This window comes from Brachybacterium sp. SW0106-09, from assembly GCF_001293905.1.
GTDB classification, from domain to species: domain Bacteria; phylum Actinomycetota; class Actinomycetes; order Actinomycetales; family Dermabacteraceae; genus Brachybacterium; species Brachybacterium conglomeratum.
On the sequence record NZ_BCAK01000018.1, the window covers coordinates 64,716 to 86,136 of the forward strand.

At 73.8% G+C, this 21,421-nt stretch carries 24 protein-coding genes; 23 read left to right on the top strand and 1 reads right to left on the bottom strand.

What is annotated here, in order from left to right:
- The first annotated feature begins 68 nt into the window (after nt 1-68).
- The 15 genes from Y09_RS09390 (at nt 69) to Y09_RS09460 (ending at nt 12,627) form a co-directional block, all read left to right on the top strand.
- Complete coding sequence (locus Y09_RS09390) at nt 69-1,526, top strand: Nramp family divalent metal transporter (RefSeq protein ID WP_053917476.1); 1,458 nt, start codon at nt 69-71, stop codon at nt 1,524-1,526.
- Nucleotides 1,527-1,768: 242 nt separating this feature from the next.
- Nucleotides 1,769-2,248, top strand: a complete 480-nt coding sequence (gene rpsP, locus Y09_RS09395) for a 30S ribosomal protein S16 (RefSeq protein ID WP_010551341.1) — start codon at nt 1,769-1,771, stop codon at nt 2,246-2,248.
- 1 nt (nt 2,249) lies between these two features.
- Entirely contained in the window at nt 2,250-2,492 is a 243-nt protein-coding gene (locus Y09_RS09400) for an RNA-binding protein (RefSeq protein WP_010551342.1), read from the top strand.
- Between the two features lies 1 nt (nt 2,493).
- Nucleotides 2,494-3,537, top strand: a complete 1,044-nt coding sequence (locus Y09_RS09405; RefSeq protein ID WP_053917477.1) for a hypothetical protein — start codon at nt 2,494-2,496, stop codon at nt 3,535-3,537.
- Nucleotides 3,534-4,118: a ribosome maturation factor RimM gene (gene rimM / locus Y09_RS09410; RefSeq protein WP_053917478.1), complete on the top strand. Its 585-nt coding sequence runs from the start codon at nt 3,534-3,536 to the stop codon at nt 4,116-4,118. Before Y09_RS09405 ends, rimM begins: the two co-directional genes overlap by 4 nt.
- Before the next feature lie 7 nt (nt 4,119-4,125).
- On the top strand, nt 4,126-4,854 hold the full coding sequence (trmD, locus tag Y09_RS09415; protein WP_053917479.1) for a tRNA (guanosine(37)-N1)-methyltransferase TrmD: 729 nt from the start codon (nt 4,126-4,128) through the stop codon (nt 4,852-4,854).
- 342 nt (nt 4,855-5,196) lie between these two features.
- Entirely contained in the window at nt 5,197-5,547 is a 351-nt protein-coding gene (gene rplS / locus Y09_RS09420) for a 50S ribosomal protein L19 (protein WP_010551346.1), read from the top strand.
- A gap of 28 nt (nt 5,548-5,575) precedes the next feature.
- Complete coding sequence (lepB, locus tag Y09_RS09425) at nt 5,576-6,145, top strand: signal peptidase I (RefSeq protein WP_053917480.1); 570 nt, start codon at nt 5,576-5,578, stop codon at nt 6,143-6,145.
- Nucleotides 6,146-6,176: 31 nt separating this feature from the next.
- Nucleotides 6,177-7,013: a signal peptidase I gene (lepB, locus tag Y09_RS09430; protein ID WP_053917481.1), complete on the top strand. Its 837-nt coding sequence runs from the start codon at nt 6,177-6,179 to the stop codon at nt 7,011-7,013.
- Nucleotides 7,010-7,792: a ribonuclease HII gene (locus Y09_RS09435; protein ID WP_053917482.1), complete on the top strand. Its 783-nt coding sequence runs from the start codon at nt 7,010-7,012 to the stop codon at nt 7,790-7,792. The genes lepB (Y09_RS09430) and Y09_RS09435 overlap by 4 nt, the downstream gene beginning before the upstream one ends.
- Entirely contained in the window at nt 7,789-8,091 is a 303-nt protein-coding gene (locus tag Y09_RS09440) for a DUF2469 domain-containing protein (RefSeq protein WP_010551350.1), read from the top strand. The genes Y09_RS09435 and Y09_RS09440 overlap by 4 nt, the downstream gene beginning before the upstream one ends.
- Before the next feature lie 112 nt (nt 8,092-8,203).
- Nucleotides 8,204-8,650, top strand: a complete 447-nt coding sequence (locus tag Y09_RS09445) for a YraN family protein (protein WP_082358740.1) — start codon at nt 8,204-8,206, stop codon at nt 8,648-8,650.
- A gap of 1 nt (nt 8,651) precedes the next feature.
- The gene (locus Y09_RS09450; protein WP_053917483.1) at nt 8,652-10,184 is read left to right on the top strand and encodes a YifB family Mg chelatase-like AAA ATPase; all 1,533 of its coding nucleotides are present in this window, start codon (nt 8,652-8,654) and stop codon (nt 10,182-10,184) included.
- Entirely contained in the window at nt 10,181-11,416 is a 1,236-nt protein-coding gene (gene dprA / locus Y09_RS09455) for a DNA-processing protein DprA (RefSeq protein WP_053917484.1), read from the top strand. Before Y09_RS09450 ends, dprA begins: the two co-directional genes overlap by 4 nt.
- A gap of 56 nt (nt 11,417-11,472) precedes the next feature.
- Nucleotides 11,473-12,627: a tyrosine recombinase XerC gene (locus Y09_RS09460; RefSeq protein ID WP_053917485.1), complete on the top strand. Its 1,155-nt coding sequence runs from the start codon at nt 11,473-11,475 to the stop codon at nt 12,625-12,627.
- A 137-nt stretch (nt 12,628-12,764) separates the two neighbouring features.
- Here Y09_RS09460 and Y09_RS09465 read toward each other — a convergent pair whose 3' ends face one another.
- Nucleotides 12,765-13,529, bottom strand: a complete 765-nt coding sequence (locus Y09_RS09465; RefSeq protein WP_053917486.1) for a murein hydrolase activator EnvC — start codon at nt 13,527-13,529, stop codon at nt 12,765-12,767.
- Between the two features lie 437 nt (nt 13,530-13,966).
- Between Y09_RS09465 and rpsB the strand changes: the two genes are divergently transcribed.
- From rpsB to dxr, 8 genes are all read left to right on the top strand, one after another.
- A complete protein-coding gene (gene rpsB / locus Y09_RS09470) occupies nt 13,967-14,869 on the top strand; it encodes a 30S ribosomal protein S2 (protein ID WP_029360685.1) in 903 nt (300 codons plus the stop codon).
- A gap of 100 nt (nt 14,870-14,969) precedes the next feature.
- The gene (gene tsf, locus Y09_RS09475; protein WP_053917487.1) at nt 14,970-15,794 is read left to right on the top strand and encodes a translation elongation factor Ts; all 825 of its coding nucleotides are present in this window, start codon (nt 14,970-14,972) and stop codon (nt 15,792-15,794) included.
- Between the two features lie 144 nt (nt 15,795-15,938).
- On the top strand, nt 15,939-16,691 hold the full coding sequence (gene pyrH / locus Y09_RS09480) for a UMP kinase (protein ID WP_010551358.1): 753 nt from the start codon (nt 15,939-15,941) through the stop codon (nt 16,689-16,691).
- Nucleotides 16,692-16,776: 85 nt separating this feature from the next.
- The gene (gene frr / locus Y09_RS09485) at nt 16,777-17,343 is read left to right on the top strand and encodes a ribosome recycling factor (protein ID WP_053917488.1); all 567 of its coding nucleotides are present in this window, start codon (nt 16,777-16,779) and stop codon (nt 17,341-17,343) included.
- Between the two features lie 45 nt (nt 17,344-17,388).
- Entirely contained in the window at nt 17,389-18,288 is a 900-nt protein-coding gene (locus Y09_RS09490; RefSeq protein ID WP_053917489.1) for a phosphatidate cytidylyltransferase, read from the top strand.
- Nucleotides 18,285-19,559, top strand: a complete 1,275-nt coding sequence (gene rlmN / locus Y09_RS09495) for a 23S rRNA (adenine(2503)-C(2))-methyltransferase RlmN (RefSeq protein ID WP_010551361.1) — start codon at nt 18,285-18,287, stop codon at nt 19,557-19,559. The genes Y09_RS09490 and rlmN overlap by 4 nt, the downstream gene beginning before the upstream one ends.
- A gap of 109 nt (nt 19,560-19,668) precedes the next feature.
- On the top strand, nt 19,669-20,217 hold the full coding sequence (locus Y09_RS09500; protein ID WP_010551362.1) for a DivIVA domain-containing protein: 549 nt from the start codon (nt 19,669-19,671) through the stop codon (nt 20,215-20,217).
- Nucleotides 20,214-21,419: a 1-deoxy-D-xylulose-5-phosphate reductoisomerase gene (gene dxr, locus Y09_RS09505; protein ID WP_053917490.1), complete on the top strand. Its 1,206-nt coding sequence runs from the start codon at nt 20,214-20,216 to the stop codon at nt 21,417-21,419. Before Y09_RS09500 ends, dxr begins: the two co-directional genes overlap by 4 nt.
- Nucleotides 21,420-21,421: the final 2 nt, after the last annotated feature.

Here is a 21,421-nt window from a genome sequence, read left to right on the forward strand (position 1 = left end):
CGGACGACCTCCCACCGCCCTACCGAGTCGCGCGGTGATCCAGGGCACACGACCGTTATCGTGCGGGGATGCACTCCGACGACGCAGAGCAGCCCACCGGATCGCAGCCCGCCGGCCGGCGACGCGCCGCGCGCGGCTCCGCCTCCGCACCGGTCCCCGCCGCGCGCGGCTCCGCCTCCGCTCCCGCCCCCGCCGCGGACGGCCCGTCCGATGTCCCGCAGGATCCCGCCGGCGCCGGCACCGCCGTCGAGGACGCCGAGGGCGCCCCGCCGCGCTGGAAGCTCGTCGGCCCGGGCCTCGTCGTCGCCGCGACCGGAATCGGCGCCGGCGACCTCGTCGCGACCCTGGTCGCCGGCTCCCGCTACGGCTACGCGCTCCTGTGGGCCGCGGTCGCCGGCGTGATCATCAAGATCGTGCTGGTCGAGGGTGCGGGGCGCTGGACCCTCGCCACCGGCCACTCGATCTTCGAGGGCTGGCGCCGCGTGGGCCGATGGACCTCCTGGTACTTCGGTCCGTACATCATGGTCTGGGGCTTCGTGTACGGCGCGACGGCGATGAGCGCCTCCGCCCTCCCGCTCGCGGCGCTCGTCCCGCAGCTGCCCGTGCTCGGGGACGTCGGCTGGATCGCGGACATGCCGTTCATCGTCTACGCGATCCTCTCGGGTCTGATCGGAGCGGGGCTCGTCTGGGTGGGGCGCTACCACGCGCTCGAGAAGCTCGTCGCGATGCTCGTCGGCCTGATGTTCCTGACCGTCGTGGGCGCCGCCGTGGTCACCCTGCCGAACCTCGGCGAGGTGCTCGGCGGGCTCGTGCCCCGCATCCCCGAGGGAGGGCTCGTCTACACGCTGTCCATCGCCGGCGGCGTGGGCGGCACGATCACGCTGGCCGCCTACGGCTACTGGCTGAAGGAGAAGGGGTGGTCCAGCCCGCGCTGGATGCGGGTGATGCGGATCGACAACGCGATGGCGTACGTCATCTCCGGCATCTTCGTCATCGCCATGCTGGTCGTCGGCGCGGAGCTGCTGTACTCCTCCTCGATCGCGATCGACGAGGGTGATCGGGGCCTGCTCGACCTCGCCGAGGTGCTCGCCTCCCGCTACGGCACGGCCTTCAGCTGGATGTTCCTGATCGGCTTCTGGGCCTCGTCCTTCTCCTCTGTGCTCGGGGTGTGGAACGGCGTCTCGGTGATGTTCGCGGACTTCTGGGGACACGTGCGGGGCAAGGCCGAGGAGCATCCCGACCGCAGGATCGGCGGGAAGTACTACCGCTTCTACGTGCTGTGGCTGACCTTCCCGCCGATGCTGCTGCTCCTGCTCGGCCGGCCGGTGCAGGTGATCATCGCCTACGGCGTCCTCGGCGCGTTCTTCATGCCCTTCCTCGCGATCACGCTGCTGGTGCTGATGAACTCCCGGCACATGCCGGAGAAGTGGCGCAACGGGCCGATCCTGAACATCGCCCTCGGCGTGGTGACGCTGCTGTTCGTGGTGCTCGGCGCGAACCAGCTGATCGAGGCGTTCTCCGGCTGAGGCCGACGGGCTCGTCGGCCCGGCGCGCCGGGGTCGGCCCTGCCCCTCGGGCCGTTGTGCCCCGCCGCACAGGATGCGGGGTGGAACGGGGGAGGGGATCCCTGGCATAATCGTGCGCTGTATGCGTCCGGGCCGGCCCTCTACCCGCCCGGGAGCGACACCCCGAGAACCGTCAGCGCCCGCATCACCCCACAGGCTGCGGCGGGACTCACCCGAACATCCCTGAAGGAGAGTCCACCCACGTGGCTGTCAAGATCCGTCTGAAGCGCATGGGCAAGATCCGTGCACCGTTCTACCGCGTCGTGGTCGCCGATTCGCGCAAGAAGCGCGACGGCGCCGTGATCGAGGAGATCGGCAAGTACCACCCCACCGAGAACCCCTCGGTCATCGAGATCGACTCCGAGCGCGCCCAGTACTGGCTGGGCGTCGGCGCGCAGCCGTCCGAGCAGGTCGCCGCGCTGCTGAAGGTCACCGGCGACTGGGCGAAGTTCAAGGGCGAGGGCGACGCCGCCGGCTCCCTGAAGACCGCCGAGGCGAAGAAGTCTGCCGAGGAGCTCATCGCCGAGGCCGACAAGGCCGCCACCGAGTCCCGCGACGGGGCGAAGAAGGCCAAGGCTGACGAGCAGGCCGAGGCCGCGGACGTCGCCCCCGGCTCCGAGGAGGCTCCGGCCGAGGGCGAGACCACCGAGGACGCCGAGGCCGCGGCGACCGACGAGGCCTGAGATGAGCGCCCGCGCCGAAGCGCTCGATCATCTGGTACGCGGCATCGTCGACGACCCCGACGCCGTGCGCGTCACGGAGAAGTCCACGCGTCGCGGCCCGCTGCTCGAGGTCCGGGTCGGCGCCGCCGACCTGGGACGCGTCATCGGCCGGTCCGGCCGCACCGCCCGTGCCCTGCGCACGGTCACCGCGGCCCTCTCCGAGGACGACGTGCGGGTCGACATCGTCGACGTCGACCGTCGCTGAGGTGCCCCGCAGGATCCTGAGGAGCGGCGCTGCCGAGCGGACCGAGAGGTCCCGGCAGCGCCGCTCCTCGCCGTCCGGGGGTCGTCGCCGCGCTCACCGCGCCGCCCTCCCCGGCGCCGCGCTCGCCACCCTCGCCCTCACGCTCGACGGCTGCACGGCCGAGGCGCCCGGCGGGGAGCCGGAGGCGCCGTCGGCCGCGCCCGAGGAGGCAAGCGCCGATCCCGCCCTCGCCGCGGCCTGCACCGGGTTCTGGGGAGACCCCGACTATGCGGGCCCGCTCTCCCGCGACGTCCTGGACCGTGCCGGGAGCGCACCGGAGGTCGGCCCCTCCGACCCCGGCTTCTACGCCATGACCGGTGACGACGTCGAGGACCTCTTCGCCGAGGCGCCCGAGGGCGCACGGGCGGCCGCGACGGAGCTGGCCGACTGGTTCCGCACCCAGCCCGAGCGCGGCGCCGAGTCCGACCGCGAGGCCTTCGCCGACGCTTTCGAAGGCGTGGCCGCCGGCTGTCATGACGTCTCCGTCGCGGCGCTCTGGGCCGCCGGGGGAGGGGAGGCCGGCGCCAAGCCCGCCGCCCTCGTCTGCGCCGACGTCTTCGACACCCCCGGCACTCTCACCCACTTCGCGAACTCGAACGTCCTGACCTCGAACATGTTCAAGCTCGTCGGCCTCTCCCCGCGCGAGGTTCCCTCCGGCCGCACCGACGACCTCCGCGCGACCGCCGAGCTGCTGGACGCGCAGATCACCGCCGTGGACGACGACGCCGTGCGCACCGCCCTCGAGCAGGTCCGCGCCCCCTTCGTCGACGCCCTGGACGGCGACACCTGGTCCGACGGGCTCCAGGACCCGCTCGACCAGCTCTCGACCGCCTGCGCCGAGCAGGGCTACCACGCCCCGGCGCCCGCCGAGGAGGGAGGCGACGCCGTCGTCGGCGCCCCCGCCCCGGAGGACGTGCCCGCCCGGGCAGATGCCTCCGACCCGTCCGACGGCTCTCCCGCCCACCTCGCAGCCCTTCCCGCCCCCTCGAACGGAGCCACCGCATGAGCACCCTCGACGTGATCGTCGCGACGATCGGCCGCGCCCATGGCCTGCGCGGCGAGGTCGCCCTCGTCCTGCGCACCGACCAGCCCGAGGAGCGGCTGAGCCCCGGCACCGCGTTCCAGGTCGAGGTCGCCGGCCGCTCCCGCACCCTCACCGTGGCCCGCACGCGCCTCCAGCAGGAGCGCTGGTACGCGAGCTTCGAGGAGGTCGCGGACCGCACCGACGCCGAGTCCCTGCGCGGCGTGGACCTCGAGGTCGCGGTCGACGCCGAGGAGGAGGCCGCAGAGGACCCCGATGCCTGGTATCCCGCGCAGCTCAAGGGCCTCGCCGTCCGCCACGTCGACGGGCGCGAGCTCGGCGTCGTCGCGGGCGTGGACCACTACCCGGCGCAGGACCTCCTCGTCGTGCGCACCCCCGACCGGCGACGCGTGCAGCTGCCGCTGGTCGAGCAGCTCGTGCCCGAGGTCGACCTCGAGGCCGGCGTCGTCATCGCCGATCCGCCCGGCGGGCTGTTCGACGCGCTGCCCGAGGACGAGCAGGGCCCCGAGCCGGAGACCTCCGGCCCCGCCCGGACGGAGCGCTGAGCCCGCCGTGCGCATCGACGTCCTCACCATCTTCCCCGAGTACCTCGCCCCGCTCGAGCTCTCCCTGATCGGCAAGGCGCGCCGCGACGGACTCGTGGACCTGCATGTCCACGACCTGCGCAGCTGGACCCACGACCGCCACCGCACCGTGGACGACACCCCGCTCGGCGGCGGTGCCGGCATGGTGATGAAGCCCGAGCCGTGGGCGGAGGCCTTCGCCGCCGTGCGCGCCGAGGGGCAGGCGGCGCTCGGCGCCGACACCGAGCCGGTGATCATCTTCCCCAACCCCGCCGGTACCCCCTTCGCCCAGGCCACCGCCCAGGAATGGTCCGAGTGCGAATGGCTGGTCCTCGCCTGCGGTCGCTACGAGGGGATCGACGAGCGGGTCTACGAGCACCTCGCCGACATCGGCTGCGAGGTCCACCTCGCCTCCGTCGGCGACTACGTGCTCAACGGCGGCGAGGTCGCGGTCCTCGCGATCACCGAGGCCGTGGTGCGGCTCGTCCCGGGCGTGGTCGGCAACGCCGAGTCCCTCGTCGAGGAGTCCCACTCCGACGGGCTGCTGGAGTACCCGCTCTACACCCGCCCCGCCCGCTGGGAGGACCCGGCCGGGGTGGTGCGGGAGGCGCCCGCGATCCTGCTCTCCGGCGACCACGGGAAGATCGCCGCCTGGCGGCGCGAGCAGTCGCTCGAGCGCACCCGGCAGCGCCGCCCCGATCTGCTCGACGAGGCCTGAGGGCGTCGTCCGGCGCACCGAGGACGCCCCGCCCGCGACCTGGACGTGAGCGATCCGACAGCCCTCCACGGTGATCACCGGCACGAACGCCCCGATGCGGGCTTGCCGCCCCTTCCCGTGCGCTGGCAGAATGTCCCCTCGTGCGCACCGCGCGCCTCTCTGCCTCAGGGGAGGGCGCATCACGCGGTCGGGCAGGTCCGTGGCGATGGGAGTCGCCGCCAGAGGCCCAGCACACCGGCACGGGGGCCAGCTCCCCGCCGGATCGACGGTTCATGACGGGTCGCCCGAGAGGCGGCCCGACGAACGAGGCCGACGACCTGAGGCGGAGGCCAGGAGAGAGACATGCAGAAGCTCGACGAGCTCGACAAGGCGTCCCTGCGCGAGGACGTCCCCGCCTTCCGCGCCGGCGACAACGTCAAGGTGCACGTGAAGGTCATCGAGGGCAACCGCTCCCGAATCCAGGTCTTCCAGGGCTACGTCATCGGCCGCCAGGGCCACGGCGTGGGCGAGACCTTCCGCGTCCGCAAGATCTCCTTCGGCGTCGGCGTGGAGCGCGTGTTCCCCGTGCACGCCCCCACGGTCGACAAGATCGAGGTCGTCACCCGCGGTGACGTCCGCCGCGCGAAGCTGTACTACCTGCGCAACCTCACGGGCAAGAAGGCCCGCATCAAGGAGAAGCGCGACCACTCCTGATCCGCTCCCGGATCCCAGGATCACCCGCGTGAGCGCGGCGAGACGGCGACGGCCCCACCCGGTGGTGGCCGTCGCCGTCTGCGTCGTGCTGGCGCTGCTCGCGGTGCTCGCCGTGCGGCACTTCGTGGTCCAGCCCTTCCGCGTCCCGTCGGCCTCCATGGCCCCGACCCTCGAGGCCGGGGACGTGCTCCTGGCCGACCGCACGAGCGCCGGCGAGGCCGAGCGCGGGGACGTGGTCGTCTTCGACGGCAGGGGATACTTCGCCCCCTCGGCGGAGGACGGCGACCGCTACTGGGTCAAGCGGGTGATCGCCGTCGGCGGCGACTCCATCGCCTGCTGCGGCGACGAGGGCGCCCTGCTGCTGAACGGCGAGGAGCTGGAGGAGCCCTACCTGCCGGGCGGCATGGCGCCCAGCACCACCGAGTTCGACCTCGTCGTCCCCGAGGGGCGCATGTTCGTGCTCGGCGACAACCGTCCCGACTCCACCGACTCCCGGCACCTGCTCGGCGCCCCCGGCGGCGGGATGATCCCAGTGGATCGGGTGGTCGGCAGGGTCGAGCGGATCGTGTGGCCACCGCCTCGCGGCGGCTCCCTCTGACTCCCAGCCCCCAGCGGCTATCCTTGCCGCGATGAATGCGTCCGACGAGAACCGCCGAGCCGGCTCCCCGACCGGGGACCCCGCTCCCGCCGAGGACGCCGCGACCGCGACGACCGCGTCCGAGGGCAGCGCCCCGCAGGGGGACGAGCGCCCCGCGGCGCAGGACCGCCCCGAGGGCGAGGGCCGCACCCACCGCCGCGGGCAGCGGATGCCGCTGTGGCTGGACACCCTCGTGACCATGGTGGTCGCGCTGGTCATCGCGGTGCTCGTGAAGACCTTCCTGATCCAGCCGTTCTACATCCCCTCCGCCTCGATGAACCCCACGCTGCTGGAGGACGACAAGATCATCGTCTCCAAGCTCAGCCCCGGGGTGTTCGACCTTGAGCGCGGCGACGTCATCGTCTTCGAGGATCCGGCGGACTGGATCCCCGGCGACGCGACCGAGAACCCCACCCCCCGGGTGCGGGTCATGATGGCCCTCTCGCTCATCGGGCTCGCCCCCGACCCCTCCCAGGACCACCTGGTCAAGCGGCTGATCGGCCTGCCCGGCGATCACGTGGTGTGCGAGGAGGAGGGCGCCGCCCTGCAGGTCAACGGCACCACACTCGACGAGCCGTACATCAACCCGGAGACCCCCGCCTGCCAGGCGGCCTTCGATGTCACCGTCCCCGACGACAAGGTCTGGGTGATGGGCGACAACCGCTACGCCTCCGCGGACTCCGCCTGGCACGAGGTGCAGGGCGAGGGCGGCTTCGTCGACGAGTCGGACATCACCGGCCGCGCCGAGGTCGTGTTCTGGCCCGCGAGCCGCTGGACCGGCCTCGGGGACGGGTCGGACGCGTTCGCCGACGTGCCCGACCAGCCGTGAGCGCCCCCGCACCGACCCTCGACCTCGAACGCGAGCTCGCCCGCCGCGCGGGCCCCGGGCGCCGGGTCGTGGTGGGGCTGGACGAGGTGGGCCGTGGCGCCCTCGCCGGCCCCGTCGCCGTCGGCGCGGTCGCCCTCGAGATCACCGACGGCGAGGTCGCACCCCTGCCCGACGGCGTGAGGGACTCCAAGAAGCTCACCGCCCGGCGCCGTGAGGCGCTGGTCGCCCCGATCCGCGAGTCCGCGCTGACCGGCGCCGTCGGCTGGGCGGAGGCGTCCGAGATCGACGAGATCGGGATCATGGCCGCCCTGACCCGCGCCGCGCTGCGCGCGCTCGAGGGGCTCGGCGTCGAGGCCGACGCCCTCCTGCTCGACGGGGACGCGGACGTGCTCACCCCCGCGCTGACGGCTGCGGAGCGCCCCGCGCCGCTGGTGCAGCTGCGGGTCGCCGCCGACCGGGACTGCGCGAGCGTGTCCGCGGCGAGCATCCTCGCGAAGGTCGCACGGGACGCGCGGATGGTCGAGCTGGACGCGGTGGCTCCCGACTACGGCTGGGCCTCGAACAAGGGCTACGGCGCCGCGGTGCACCGCGCGGCGATCGACCGGATCGGCGTGCACGAGCACCATCGCCGCAGCTGGCGGCTCGGCTCCGTGCCCGCCGCCGCCCGCACCGCCCGCCCCGCAGCGGCGCCTGCCGCGGGCACCGGCCCGACGCCCGGCTCCGCTGGCGTACTGTGGGAGGGCCCGTGGAGCCCGCAGGACGAGGAGGAGCGCCGATGAGCAGCCAGGATCTCGAGAACTACGAGTCCGACCTCGAGCTCCAGCTCTTCCGCGAGTACCGCGACGTGGTCAGCCTGTTCACGTACGTCGTGGAGACGGAGCGCCGCTTCTACCTCGCCAACCAGGTGGACCTGCAGGTCCGCTCGGGCGGCGGCGAGGTGTTCTACGAGCTGCGCCTGGCGGACGTGTGGGTGTGGGACATCTACCGCTCCAACCGCTTCGTGCGCTCGGTGCGGGTGGTGACCTTCAAGGACGTCAACATCGAGGAGCTCAACAAGCAGGACATCTCCCTGCCCTGAGCCCGCCGCGCGACCCTCCGGTGCCGCGCGACCTCTCCTCCACAGCACCCCGTCGTCCCCAGGATCCAGGGGCCGCTTCCCCGCCCGGGCCCCTCCCGCGAGGCTGACGGGCATGAACAGCCTCGCTCCCGCCCCCGGCACCCCGCCCGCCTCCCTCCCCGCCGACAGGCCCCGCCCGGCCCCGGCACCGCCCCGCGTGCGGGAGATGACCACCCTCGAGCTCGGACGCGCCGGGGAGGACCTCGCCGCCGACCACCTGGTGGCCTGCGGCTGGCAGATCGTGGAGCGCAACCTGCGGCTCGAGCACGGCGAGCTGGACATCGTCGCCCTCGCGCACACGACCCTCGTCTTCGTCGAGGTCAAGACCCGCCGATCGTTCGTCACCGGGGTGCCGCAGGCCGCCGTCACCCCCGCGAAGCTGCGCAGGCTGCGCCGGCTGGCGGGGGAGTACCTCATGGAGCGCTCGACCCCGCACCGCGACGTGCGGATCGACGTGATCGCCGTGCACGCCCACCTGGACGGGGTCTTCTCCCTCGAGCACCTCGAAGGGGTGCACTGAGATGGGCCAGGCGCGCACCCTCTCGATCAGCCTCACCGGCCTCGAGGGCACCCTGGTCGAGGTCGAGGCCGACGTCTCTCAGGGCCTGCCCGCGTTCTCGCTCGTGGGCCTGCCGGACTCCTCCACCCTCCAGGCCAAGGACAGGGTCCGCGCCGCCGCGGCCCGCAGCGGCCTCCGCCTCGCCCAGCGCCGGATCACCGTGAACATGACCCCGGCCTGGCGGCCGAAGCACGGCTCCGGCTTCGACCTCGCGATCGCGCTCGCGGTCCTCGACGCGCAGGGCGACCTGCTCACCCACGTCCCCTCCGACACCGTGCTGCTCGGCGAGCTCGGGCTCGACGGGAGGCTGCGTCCCGTCCCCGGGGTGCTGCCCGCCCTGCTCGCCGCCCGCGGTCTGGGGCTCTCCCGCGCCGTGGTCCCCGAGGCGAACCTCGCCGAGGCCCGACTCGTCGGCGGCATCGAGGTGGACGCGGCGCCCGACCTCACCACCCTCCTGCACCGCTTCGGCGCGGACGTCCCGCCGTCCCCCGCCCGCGAGCCGCTGCCCGCGGGCGCCGCGGTGGAGCGGGGAGCGGGCAGCGCGGTCGACTTCGCCGACGTGATCGGCCAGGAGCAGGCCCGCCGTGCCGCGGAGGTCGCCGCCGCAGGCGCCCACCATCTGCTGCTGCAGGGACCGCCCGGCGCCGGCAAGACGATGATCGCCGCGCGCCTGCCCGGCATCCTGCCCGAGCTGAGCACCGAGGACGCCCTGGACGTCTCCGCCGTCCACTCGCTCGACGGCCGCTTCGACGCCCGCGGCGGCCTCCTGCGCACCCCGCCGCTGGAGAGCCCCCACCACACCGCCACCGCCGCCGCGATCGTCGGCGGGGGAGGAGGGCTCGCCCGGCCCGGCGCGATCTCCCGCGCCCACTGCGGGGTGCTCTTCCTCGACGAGGCGCCGGAGTTCTCCGCCCGGGTGCTCGAGGCGCTGCGCGAACCCCTGGAGACCGGGGACATCACCCTGCACCGGGCACGCGGGGTCACCCGCTACCCGGCCCGCTTCCAGCTGGTCCTGGCCGCGAACCCCTGTCCCTGCGGGAATGCCTGGGGAAAGGGCGAGAAGTGCACCTGCACCCCGCTGCAGCGTCGCCGCTACCTCTCCCGGCTCTCCGGGCCCGTGATGGACCGGATCGACATGCGCGTCGACGTCGGACCGGTGGACCTCCACCGCAGCGGCGCCGAGCCCGCCGAGCCCAGCGCCGCGATCGCCGCCCGCGTCGGCCGGGCCCGCACCCGCCAGGCCCACCGCTACGAGGGACGCGGCTGGAGCACCAACGCCCACCTTCCCGGCCCGCTGCTGCGGACCGAGTTCGCCCCCGCCCCGGCGGACCTCGCGCTGCTGCGCCACTCCCTCAGCCAGGGCCGGCTGACCCTGCGCGGCCACGACCGCGTGCTGCGCCTGGCCTGGACCCTCGCCGACCTCGACGGCGAGGATCGTCCCGACGCCCTGCACATCGGCGAGGCCCTCACCCTGCGACAGGCGGACGCCCGATGACCGAGAACCCCGAGAACCCCGAGAACCCCGAGAACCCCGACATCACGCACGAGACCGAGCGCCGGGCCCGGCTCACCTGGTCCCTGCTCGCCGAGCCGTCCGACGCCGTCGCGCTCATGGCGCGGGAACGGCTCGGATCCCGCGCCGCGCTCGAGCTCGCGCGGGAGGCGACGCCGACCGAGCTGCTCGCCGCGCTGGACGGACAGGTGCCGGCCGAGGCCGCCGACCCCGGCGCCGGCACGCCCGGCGCCCGCGCCTCCCGCGCCCTCCAGCGCTGGCGCGGCCGGCTCGCCGCCGTCGACGTCGAGGCGGTGCTGGAGGACGCCGACCGACGGAGGATCCGAGTCCTGATCCCCGGGGACGAGGAGTGGCCGATCGCCCTCGACGACCTCCAGGAGACCGCCCCGCACTGCCTGTGGGTGCAGGGCCCCGCCCGGCTCGACCGCCTGGCCGGGGAGCGCGCCGCGGCGCTCGTCGGCTCCCGCGCCTCGACCCCCTACGGGGAGGACGTCGCCTCCTCCCTCGGCGCCGCCTTCGCGGGCGCCGGCGGGACCGTCGTCTCCGGCGGCGCGTACGGCATCGACGCCGCGGCGCACCGCGGGGCGCTCGCCGCCCAGGACGGCGCGACCCTGGCCGTTCTCGCCGGCGGGCTCGACCGCCTCTACCCCCGCGGGAACACGCAGCTGCTCGAGCGGATCCGCGAGCAGCACCTCCTGCTCAGCGAGGCCCCGATGGGCACCGCCCCCACACGGTGGAGGTTCCTGGCCCGCAACCGGCTGATCGCCGCCCTGTCCCGCGCGGTGGTGGTCGTCGAGGCGGCCTGGCGCTCCGGGGCCCTGTCCACGGCGCGGCTCGCCGATCAGCTCTCCCGACCGGTCGGAGCGGTGCCCGGCCCGGTCACCTCCGCGGCCAGCGCCGGCTGCCACCGCCTGATCCGCGAACGCGGCGCGGTGCTCGTCACCGAGCCCGCCGAGCTGCTGGACCTGCTGCCCGGAGGGCCCGCCGCAGGGGAGGGGAGCTTCGCCCGCCAGGACGAGCTCGATCTGCTCTCACCAGCGGATCGGCGTGTGCTCGATGCCGTCCCGCCCCGCTCGGGCATCTCCCCGGGCCGCCTCGCGGACGAGATCGGCTTCGCGCCGCGTGAGGTCGGCGCAGCGCTGGCCCGGCTCGAGCTGCTGGGCCTGATCGAGCAGGGAGGGCAGCGGGTGCGGCGCACTCGCCGCACGGGCTGACGGCCGGCTGGGCGGGAGCACTGCCCCCGGCAGCGAGGATGGGCGAGAATGACGGGATGAGCACGGAGCGCGCGACGGAGACCGACGAGCAGATCGTCGACGCCTTCGCCGCCCATCTCGACCTCGAACGAGGCAGGTCCGAGCACACCGTCCGGGCCTACCGCCGCGAGGCCGCGGCGCTGCTGGCGCATCTGCGGGAGGTCGAGCGGATCGCCCCGGCCGAGCTCGACGTGACCGCGCTGCGCTCCTGGCTCGGCGCTCGCGCGGAGACCGGGGCCGGCGCGAGCACCCTCGCCCGCTCCGCCGCGGCTGCGCGGACGTTCACCACCTGGCTCGCCTCCACCGGCAGGATCCCGCACGACGTCGGCGGCCGGCTCCGCGCGCCCCGCCGCGGCCGGCACCTGCCCACCGTCCTCACCGACGAGCAGGCCGGCGCGCTCCTCGACGGGATCGTCACCGAGCCCGCGCCGAGGAGGAGCGACGTCCCGGCACCGGGCGCCGACACGGACTCCGAGGACGCCGCCCCGGCACGAGGCGGCACCCCGACGCCGGGGGCCACGGCTGGGGAGGGCACCGCCGCAGGCGGAGCGCCCGCCGAGGAGCCGTCCGCGGTCGATCCCGTCCAGCGCGCGGTGCAGCTGCGCGACGCCGCCGTGCTCGAGCTGCTCTACTCCTCCGGCCTGCGCGTCTCCGAGCTCGTGGCCCTCGACCTGGGCGGGATCGACATGGCCCAGGGCACCGTCCGCGTGCGCGGCAAGGGCGACAAGGAGCGGATCGTCCCCGTCGGCGTCCCCGCCCTGGAGGCGCTGCGCCGCTGGGAGACGGAGGGCAGGCCGGTGCTCGCCGGAGCGACCGCCGCCGGTCGAGGCACGGCACAGGCCCCGGGGAACGGTCGGGCCGGGACCTCCGCGGCGCGCCGAGCGAAGGCGCCGGGGCGGGCGCTCTTCCTCGGGGTGCGGGGCGGGAGGCTCGGGGACCGCGCCGTGCGCACCCTCGTGGACCGCTACGCGGCCCGCGCCGGGATCGCCCGCCACGTCACCCCGCACACCCTGCGGCACAGCGCGGCCACCCACCTCGTCGAGGGCGGCGCGGACCTCCGCAGTGTCCAGGACTTCCTCGGGCACTCCTCGCTCGCCACCACGCAGATCTACACCCATGTCAGTGCAGAGCGACTGCGCAGCACCGTCGAGCAGGCGCATCCGCGAGCCTGATCCTCGGCAGACGCACCGCGCCCGCGCCCGTCGCGCCGGGCTCGCCACCATCGCCGACGGTCCTCGGCCCTGGAGCCCCGGCGCCCCCGCGGTCCCGACGGTCCCGGGCCGTGCAGCCCTGGCGGCCCCGGGCACGGTCAGGCCAGGGCGACCGCCCGCGCGCCGTGACGTGCGACCTGAGCGCCGACCGAAGCGCTGACCGGAGCGACCGCCCGGGACGGCATTCCCGCCCCTGCTGCAGGCCCCGCACTCGCTCCTGCTCCCGACGCCGTCCCCGCAGGCCCTGCCCCGGCATCGGCGGAGGCTCTCGGCCCGGCCGCTCCCGCATCGCCTCCGGACACGTCGCCTGCCCACGGCAGCAGGACGCTCGGCCCGCGCCCGCCGAGCAGCAGCAGCGGGTCGACATAGAGCTCGCCCCGTCGAGCACCCAGATGCAGACAGTCCCGACCGGCGCAGTGGGAGGCGGGCGAGGAGCCCTCGAGGGTGCCGAGCACCTGACCGGCCCCGACCGGGTCCCCGGCGCGCACCCCACCGTCGACCGGCTCGTAGGTCGAGATCAGCCCGTCGGCATGCACCACCGAGACGACGCCGCGCCCGGCGACCGACCCGCTGAACCGCACGGTCCCGCCCTCGACCGCCCGGACCTCCGCACCGCCCGGGACCGCGATGTCGATCCCGCGATGGCCGGGGCCGTAGGGCGTCGCCGGCGCGTCGAAGGGCGCGATCACCTCGTGCGGCGGCGGCACCGGCCACTGCCAGCGCGGACCGTCCGCCCGCGCCGCGGCGGACGGCATCACGACCACCGGCAGGAGCAGCACCAGCAGCGCGAGCACCCGCGACGCCGGGGAGGCGGGCAGGGACAGGGGCGGGGGAGAGGGCGGAGGCGCCGACGAGGGGATCATGTCGGCATCGTCCGCGCCCCGCCGCGGCTCGGCGAGCCCCGCCCGGCGGCGGTGGACCCGCGGGGTCTGTGGAGGAGAGGTCGCGCGAGGACCCGGCGAGGACTCGCCGGGACGGAGGCGACCCACGGGGCCCGGCGAGGATTCGCCGGGACGGGGGTGACGCAGGACGCGCGCGAGGAGGCGGCGGCGTCCGATAGACTCCACTCAGCATCCGGTCCGTCCGGATGACTTCGCGTGCCCACCAGGGCTCGTCGGCCATCGGTCCTTCCCGTCCCCGCCCCGTGCGGAGGCAGGTGCAGGGCGGCCGGCACCCGGGCACCAGGCCCCGCACCGACCGGTGGCGGGGGAACAACCGAGAAAGCAGGTCCTGCGCGATGACCGCGGACGCCTTCGGGCGCGCCGTGCGAGCCCAGGACCGGAGAACAGAGGACACCATCATGGCAGTCGTCACCATGCGCCAGCTCCTGGAGAGCGGCGTCCACTTCGGTCACCAGACCCGTCGTTGGAACCCGAAGGTCCGTCGCTTCATCTTCACCGAGCGCAACGGCATCTACATCGTCGACCTCATGCAGACCCTGTCGTACATCGACAAGGCCTACGACTTCGTCAAGCAGACCGTCGCCCACGGCGGCACCATCCTGTTCGTCGGCACCAAGAAGCAGGCGCAGGAGTCCGTGCAGGAGCAGGCCACCCGCGTGGGCATGCCCTACGTGAACCAGCGCTGGCTGGGCGGCATGCTCACCAACCTGCAGACCGTCTCCGCGCGCGTGAACCGCCTCAAGGAGCTCGAGCAGATCGACTTCGACGATGTGGCCTCCTCCGGCCGCACCAAGAAGGAGCTGCTGATGATGCGCCGCGAGAAGGACAAGCTCGAGAAGACCCTCGGCGGCATCCGCGACATGGGCAAGGCCCCCTCCGCCCTCTGGGTCGTGGACACCAACAAGGAGCACCTCGCCGTCGACGAGGCGCAGAAGCTCAACATCCCCGTCGTCGCGATCCTGGACACCAACTGCGATCCCGACGAGATCACCTACCCGATCCCGGGCAACGACGACGCGATCCGCTCCGTCACCCTGCTGACCCGCGTGGTCGCCGACGCGGTCGCCGCCGGCCTCCAGGAGCGTCACGCCAAGTCCACCGGCGGCGAGAAGAACGTCTCCGCCGTGGACGCCGAGCCGCTGGCCGAGTGGGAGCAGGAGCTGCTCAAGCAGTCCGAGGTCCAGTCCCAGGACGCTCCCGCCGAGGAGTCCGTTGCCGCCGCCGAGGAGAAGCCCGCCGAGGAGGCCCCCGCCGCGGAGTCCTCCGAGGAGACCTCCACCGAGGCCCCCGCCGCCGAGTGATCCGCGGGCCCGGGACCGACACGTCGGTCCCGGGCCCCTCCACGGGGAGGCCGATCGCCTCCCGCCACCTCCCGAAGCAGCTCCCACAAGGAAGAGGAACATGGCCAACTACACGGCAGCAGACATCAAGGAGATCCGCGAGGCCACCGGCGCGGGCATGCTCGACGTCAAGAAGGCGCTCGACGAGGCGGACGGCGACAAGGCCAAGGCCGTCGAGGTCATCCGCGTCAAGGGCCTCAAGGGCATCGCCAAGCGCGAGGGCCGCACCGCCTCCGAGGGCCTCATCGCCTTCGACATCCGCGACAGCGCCGAGGGCCGCACCGGCACCCTCGTCGAGCTCAACTCCGAGACCGACTTCGTCGCCAAGAACGACAAGTTCGTGGCGCTCGGCGACGAGGCCGTGGCCGCCGCCGTCGAGTCCGGCGCCACCGAGCCCGAGCAGCTCGCCGAGACCCCCTTCGGCGAGGCGCTGACCAACGCCGGCGCCTCCATGGGCGAGAAGATCCTGGTGCGCCGCATCGGCCGCGTCTCCGGTGAGGCCGTCACCGAGTACATGCACCGCACCAACAAGGACCTGCCCCCGCAGGTCGGCGTGCTGGTCGCGACCGACGCGGCCGGCGCCGAGGTCGCGCGCGACGTCGCGATGCACATCGCCGCGTTCACCCCCGCGTACCTGAGCCGCGACGAGGTCCCCGCCGAGCTCGTCGACAACGAGCGCCGCATCGCGCAGGAGACCGCCGAGAACGAGGGCAAGCCCGAGAAGGCGATCCCCAAGATCGTCGAGGGCCGCCTGAACGGGTTCTACAAGGAGAACGTCCTGCTCGACCAGGCCTTCGCGAAGGACCCGAAGAAGTCCGTCGGCCAGGTCGTCGAGGAGGTCGGCGGCACCGTCACCGGCTTCGTCCGCTTCCGCGTCGGCAACTGACGCCACCGGGCCGGGCCGGGCGCGCTGCGCGCCCTCCCCGCCCGCCGGCCACGTGAGCGTGGCCACCGCCCTGCGGCCCCGCACCATCGGTGCGGGGCCGCGCCGGTATCATCGCCGAGGACCCCGCGCGGAAGGACCCCTCCCATGACCCAGACGTTCACGTCCCCCATCCCTGTTCTGCCCAAGCGACAGGACGGGCGACGCGTCCTCCTGAAGCTCTCGGGCGAGGCCTTCGGGGGAGGCGCCGTGGGCGTCGACCCCGATGTGGTCTCCCGCATCGCGGCGGAGATCGCCGAGGGCGTGGCCCAGGGCGTCCAGTGCGCGATCGTCGTCGGCGGCGGCAACTTCTTCCGCGGCGCCGAGCTGTCCCAGCGCGGCATGGACCGCCGTCGCGCGGACTACATGGGAATGCTCGGCACGGTCATGAACTGCCTGGCCCTGCAGGACTTCCTCGAGCAGCGCGGGGTCTCCACCCGGGTCCAGACCGCGATCGAGATGGGCCAGGTCGCCGAGCCGTACATCCCGCTGCGCGCGGTGCGCCACCTGGAGAAGGGGCGCGTGGTCATCTTCGGCGCGGGCGCCGGCATGCCCTACTTCTCCACCGACACCGTCGCCGTCCAGCGCGCGCTCGAGATCGGCTGCGAGGAGGTCCTGATGGCGAAGAACGGCGTCGACGGCGTCTACGACGCCGACCCCCGCACCAACCCCGACGCCACGAAGCTCGAGCACGTCACCTACGGCGACGCGCTCCAGCGCGGCCTCAAGGTCGTGGACTCCACCGCCTTCAGCCTCTGCATGGACAACGCCCAGCAGATGATGGTCTTCGGCCTCGACGCCCCGGGGAACATCACCCGGGCGATGCGCGGCGACCGGATCGGCACCGTCGTCACCAAGTGACACCGGCCCGCAGGTCGCGGCGCCCGGACGCCGCGACGTGCGGGACAATGGACCCGAACACCCTTCGACAACCGAGGAGCACCCCGTGAGCGACGACACCGCGAGCATCCTGAAGGACGCCCAGTCCAAGATGACCAAGACCGTCGAGGTGACCAAGGGCGAGTTCACCGCGATCCGCACCGGCCGGGCGAGCGCCGCGATGTTCCAGGGGATCACGGTCGAGTACTACGGCGCGCCGACCCCGCTGAACCAGCTGGCCTCGCTGCAGTTCCCCGAGGCCCGCACCGTCATCGTCACCCCCTACGACAAGACGGCGATGTCCGCGACCGAGACCGCCCTGCGCGAGTCCGATCTCGGCGTGAACCCCACCAACAACGGCGACACCCTGCGCGTGGTGCTGCCGGCGCTGACCGAGGAGCGCCGCCGCGACTACGTCAAGCTCGCCCGCACCAAGGCCGAGGACGGCCGCATCGCGATCCGCGGCTCCCGCGGCAATGCGAAGAAGGCCATCGAGAAGCTGGTGAAGGACGGGGAGATCGGCGAGGACGAGGGCGCACGCGCCGAGAAGGACCTCGAGGCCCTGACCAAGAAGTTCATCGAGCAGGTCGACGAGGCGCTCGCCCTCAAGGAGACCGAGCTCGAGACCGTCTGAGCCGCGGAGCCACCGCCCCGCCGTGCAGACCGTGAGCGCTCCGCGATGAGCACCTCCGCGCCGGACCCCGCCGCAGCGACCGCCTCGACCTCCATCGAGGCGGTCGCTGTCGCGCCGGAAGGCGAGCATGCCAAGCGGCGCGGCCCCGGCAGGAACCTCCCCGCCGCGATCGGCGTCGGCCTCGCGCTCGTGGCGGTGCTGGCGCTGTCCGTGCTGGTGGTGCCGCAGGCGTTCCCGCTCGTCGCCGCCATCGCGATGGTCGCCGCGGTGCTCGAGCTCACCCGGGCGCTCGCCCACGGAGGGCTCGAGGTCCCGGCCGTGCCGCTGCTGGTCGGCGTGATCGGGATGGTCGTCTCGACCGTCGTGTTCGGGGCGGAGGGGCTTATGCTCTCCACCGCCGCCGCGGTCTGTGTGCTGATCCTGTGGCGGGTCAGCGAGTCGATGGGCCTGACCGCCCTGCGCGACGTCGCCGGGGGAGTGTTCGCCCTGGCCTGGGTGCCCTTCCTCGGCTGCTTCCTGCTCCTGCTGATGCAGCGGGACCAGGGAGCCATGCTGGTGCTGCTCGCCGTGCTCGGCCCCGTCGGCAACGACGTCGGCGGCTACATCGCCGGGGTGCTCTTCGGCCGCCACCCGATGGCGCCCGGCATCAGCCCGAAGAAGAGCTGGGAGGGCTTCGCGGGCTCGCTCGTGCTCGGCACCGCGATGGTCACCCTGATCGCGGTGCTCGCGCTCGAGCTGCCCTGGTGGGTGGGAGTCGCGATCGGTGCGGTGCTGGTCGTGGTCTCCACCTGCGGGGACCTCGCCGAGTCCCTGCTGAAGCGGGACCTCGGGATCAAGGACATGGGGCACCTGCTGCCCGGCCACGGGGGCGTGCTGGACCGGGTGGACTCGATCCTCCTGGCCGCCCCCACCACCTACGTCATGCTGGAGGTACTGCTGCCATGAACGAGACCCCGCCTCGCACCCCTGCCGCAGGGACGAGCAACCCCGACCTCTCCCGCGAGGCCGTCCCCGGGCAGAAGGTCGCCCTCGCCCCCGGCCAGCTGCAGCTGCGTCCCACCCGTCGTGGGAAGCCGCCGGCGCACCTGGCCGATCTCACGCTCGAGGAGCGGATCGAGGCGGTGAAGGAGATGGGCCTGCCCGGCTTCCGCGCCAAGCAGCTCTCGGTGCACTACTTCGAGCACTTCACCACGGATCCCGAGGACCTCACCGACATCCCCAAGGACCTCCGCCAGCAGCTCGTGGACCGCTTCTTCCCGCCGCTGCTGAGCGTCGTCTCGCGCCAGAGCGCGGACCACGGCGCCACGCAGAAGTTCCTGTGGAAGCTGTTCGACGGCCCGATGGTCGAGTCCGTGCTGATGCGCTACAGCGACCGGGTCACCCTGTGCATCTCCTCGGAGGCGGGCTGCGGCATGAACTGCCCCTTCTGCGCGACCGGGCAGATGGGCCTGACCCGCAACCTCTCCACCGCCGAGATCCTCGAGCAGGTGCGCATCGCGAACCGGATGCTCGCGAGCGGCGAGCTGCCCGGCGGCCCCGGCCGCGTCTCGAACATCGTGTTCATGGGCATGGGGGAGCCGCTGGCGAACTACCGCCCCGTCGCGACCACCTGCAAGCGGCTGAACGCCCCGGCCCCGGAGGGGTTCGGGATGGGCGCCCGCCACATCACCGTCTCCACCGTCGGCCTCGCACCGGCGGTCCGCAAGCTCACCGCGGAGAAGATCCCGGTCACCCTCGCGGTCTCGCTGCACGCCCCGGACGATGCGCTGCGCGACGAGCTGGTGCCGATCAACACCCGCTTCGACGTCGACGAGATCCTCGATGCGGCCTGGGAGTACTTCGAGACCACCGGCCGACGGGTCTCCATCGAGTACGCGCTGATCCGGGACATCAACGACCAGGCCCACCGCGCCCAGCTGCTCGCCGACAGGCTGATCGCCAAGGGCGGGGCGCACTGGATCCACGTCAACCCCATCCCGCTGAACCCCGTCAAGGGCTCGAAGTGGACCGCCTCGGATCCCCTGGTCGAGAAGCGCTTCGTGGAGATCCTGCGGGACAACGGCATCTCCGCCACGATCCGCGACACCCGCGGCTCCGACATCGACGGCGCCTGCGGTCAGCTCGCCGCCGAGGTGATCGAGTCCGACGCCCATCGCGAGGACCGCGAGGCGCGCGTCGCCCGGGTCGAGGCGGTCGCCTCGGCCGTCGCCGACTGACGCTGCGGCCCGGCCCCGTCCGGGACCGCGGAGCCCAGCACGCCTCCCCGAATCGCCCCTCCCGCGCCGCTACAGTGGGACACCGACAGCACCGAGGAAGGACCATCAGGTGAGCACATCGTTCGAGCGTGTCTCGCGCTTCAGCGTCGGATACGACATGCGCGAGGTCGACGAGTTCCTCTCCCGCGCCCGCAAGGCCTACGAGGGTCGCGACCCGTCCTTCGACGGCTCCGACATCACGGCGGCGAGCTTCGGCACCGAGCGCGGCGGCTACGACATGCGCGTGGTCGACGAGGCGCTGGACCGCCTCTCCGACGCGTTCGCGCTGCAGGCGCGCGATGACGCCATCGCCGCCCAGGGCGAGGAGGCATGGGTCGCGCAGCTCACCGAGCGTGCCGAGACGCTCAAGGAGCGGCTCGAGCGCCCCGCGGGCGACCGCTTCGCCCCGGCCGCGCAGGGCGAGCCCGCCTACGACAAGGGCGACGTCGACGCCCTGTGCGACCAGCTCGTCGCCTACTTCACCGACGGCCACCCGATGAGCGTGGACGACGTGCGCCGCGCCGCCTTCGGCCGCCGCCGCGGCCCCGAGGGCTACCGCGAGGCCGTGGTCGACGTGTACCTCGACCATGTCGCGGACGTGATGGCCTCCGTGCCGTGACCGGCGCCGCCCCTCGGCGCCTGGTCCTGCTGGGGTCCACCGGCTCCATCGGCACGCAGGCGCTCGACGTCCTCGCCCGCTACGGGGACGTCGCGACCCTCCACGGCCTCGCCGTCGGCGGCACCCGGCCCGGCCTCGTCGCCGAGCAGGTGCTCGCGCACCGCCCCGCCGAGCTCGTCGTCTCCGACCCCGCCCGGGTCGTCGCGGTGCGCGAGGCCGTCGAGGCGGCCTGCTCCGCCGCCGGCCTCCCCGCGCCGCGGATCAGCGCGGGCGCCGAGGCGGTCGTCGAGCTCGCCGGGTCCCTCGGCGTGCAGGACGTGGTCCTCAACGCGATCACCGGCTCCGTCGGCCTGCTGCCCACCCTCGCCGCGCTCCGCTCCGGGGCCCGTCTCGCGCTGGCGAACAAGGAGTCCCTCGTCGTCGGCGGAGACCTGGTCACCGGCGCCGCCGCGCCCGGGCAGATCCTCCCCGTCGACTCCGAGCACACCGCGATCGCGCAGGCCCTGGCCGGGGTGCGCCACGACCAGATCGACCACCTCGTGGTCACCGCCTCCGGGGGGCCCTTCCGCGGCCGCACCCGCGCCGAGCTCGACGGCGTCACCCCCGAGCAGGCGCTCGCCCACCCCACCTGGTCGATGGGCCGGGTCATCACCACGAACTCCGCGACCCTGGTGAACAAGGCGCTCGAGGTGATCGAGGCCTGCTTCCAGTTCGACCTGCCGGAGGAGCGCGTGCAGGTGGTCGTCCACCCCCAGTCGATCGTCCACTCGATGGTCACGCTCGTGGACGGCTCCACCATCGCCCAGGCGAGCCCGCCGGACATGCGCCACGCGATCGGCTGGGCCCTGGCCCATCCCGAGAAGCTCCCCGGCCTCGCCGCCCCGCTGGACTTCTCCGCCGCCCAGTCCTGGACCTTCGAGCCCGTGGACGAGGACACCTTCGACGCGATCGCGCTGGCCCGCGCCGCGCACCGCCAGGGCGGGGGAGCGATGGCCGTGTACAACGCCGTGAACGAGGAGGCGGTCGACGCCTTCTTCGACGGGCGCCTCGACTTCCTCGGCATCACCGGGCTGATCCGGGCGGTGCTCGAGCTCCCGACGCGGCCGCGCGCGGAGCGCGCCGACGGCGTCGAGGCCCTGCTCGAGCTCGAGTCCTGGGCGCGCACCGCCGCGGCCGAGCTCCTCGCGGCCCGGACGCGCTGAGC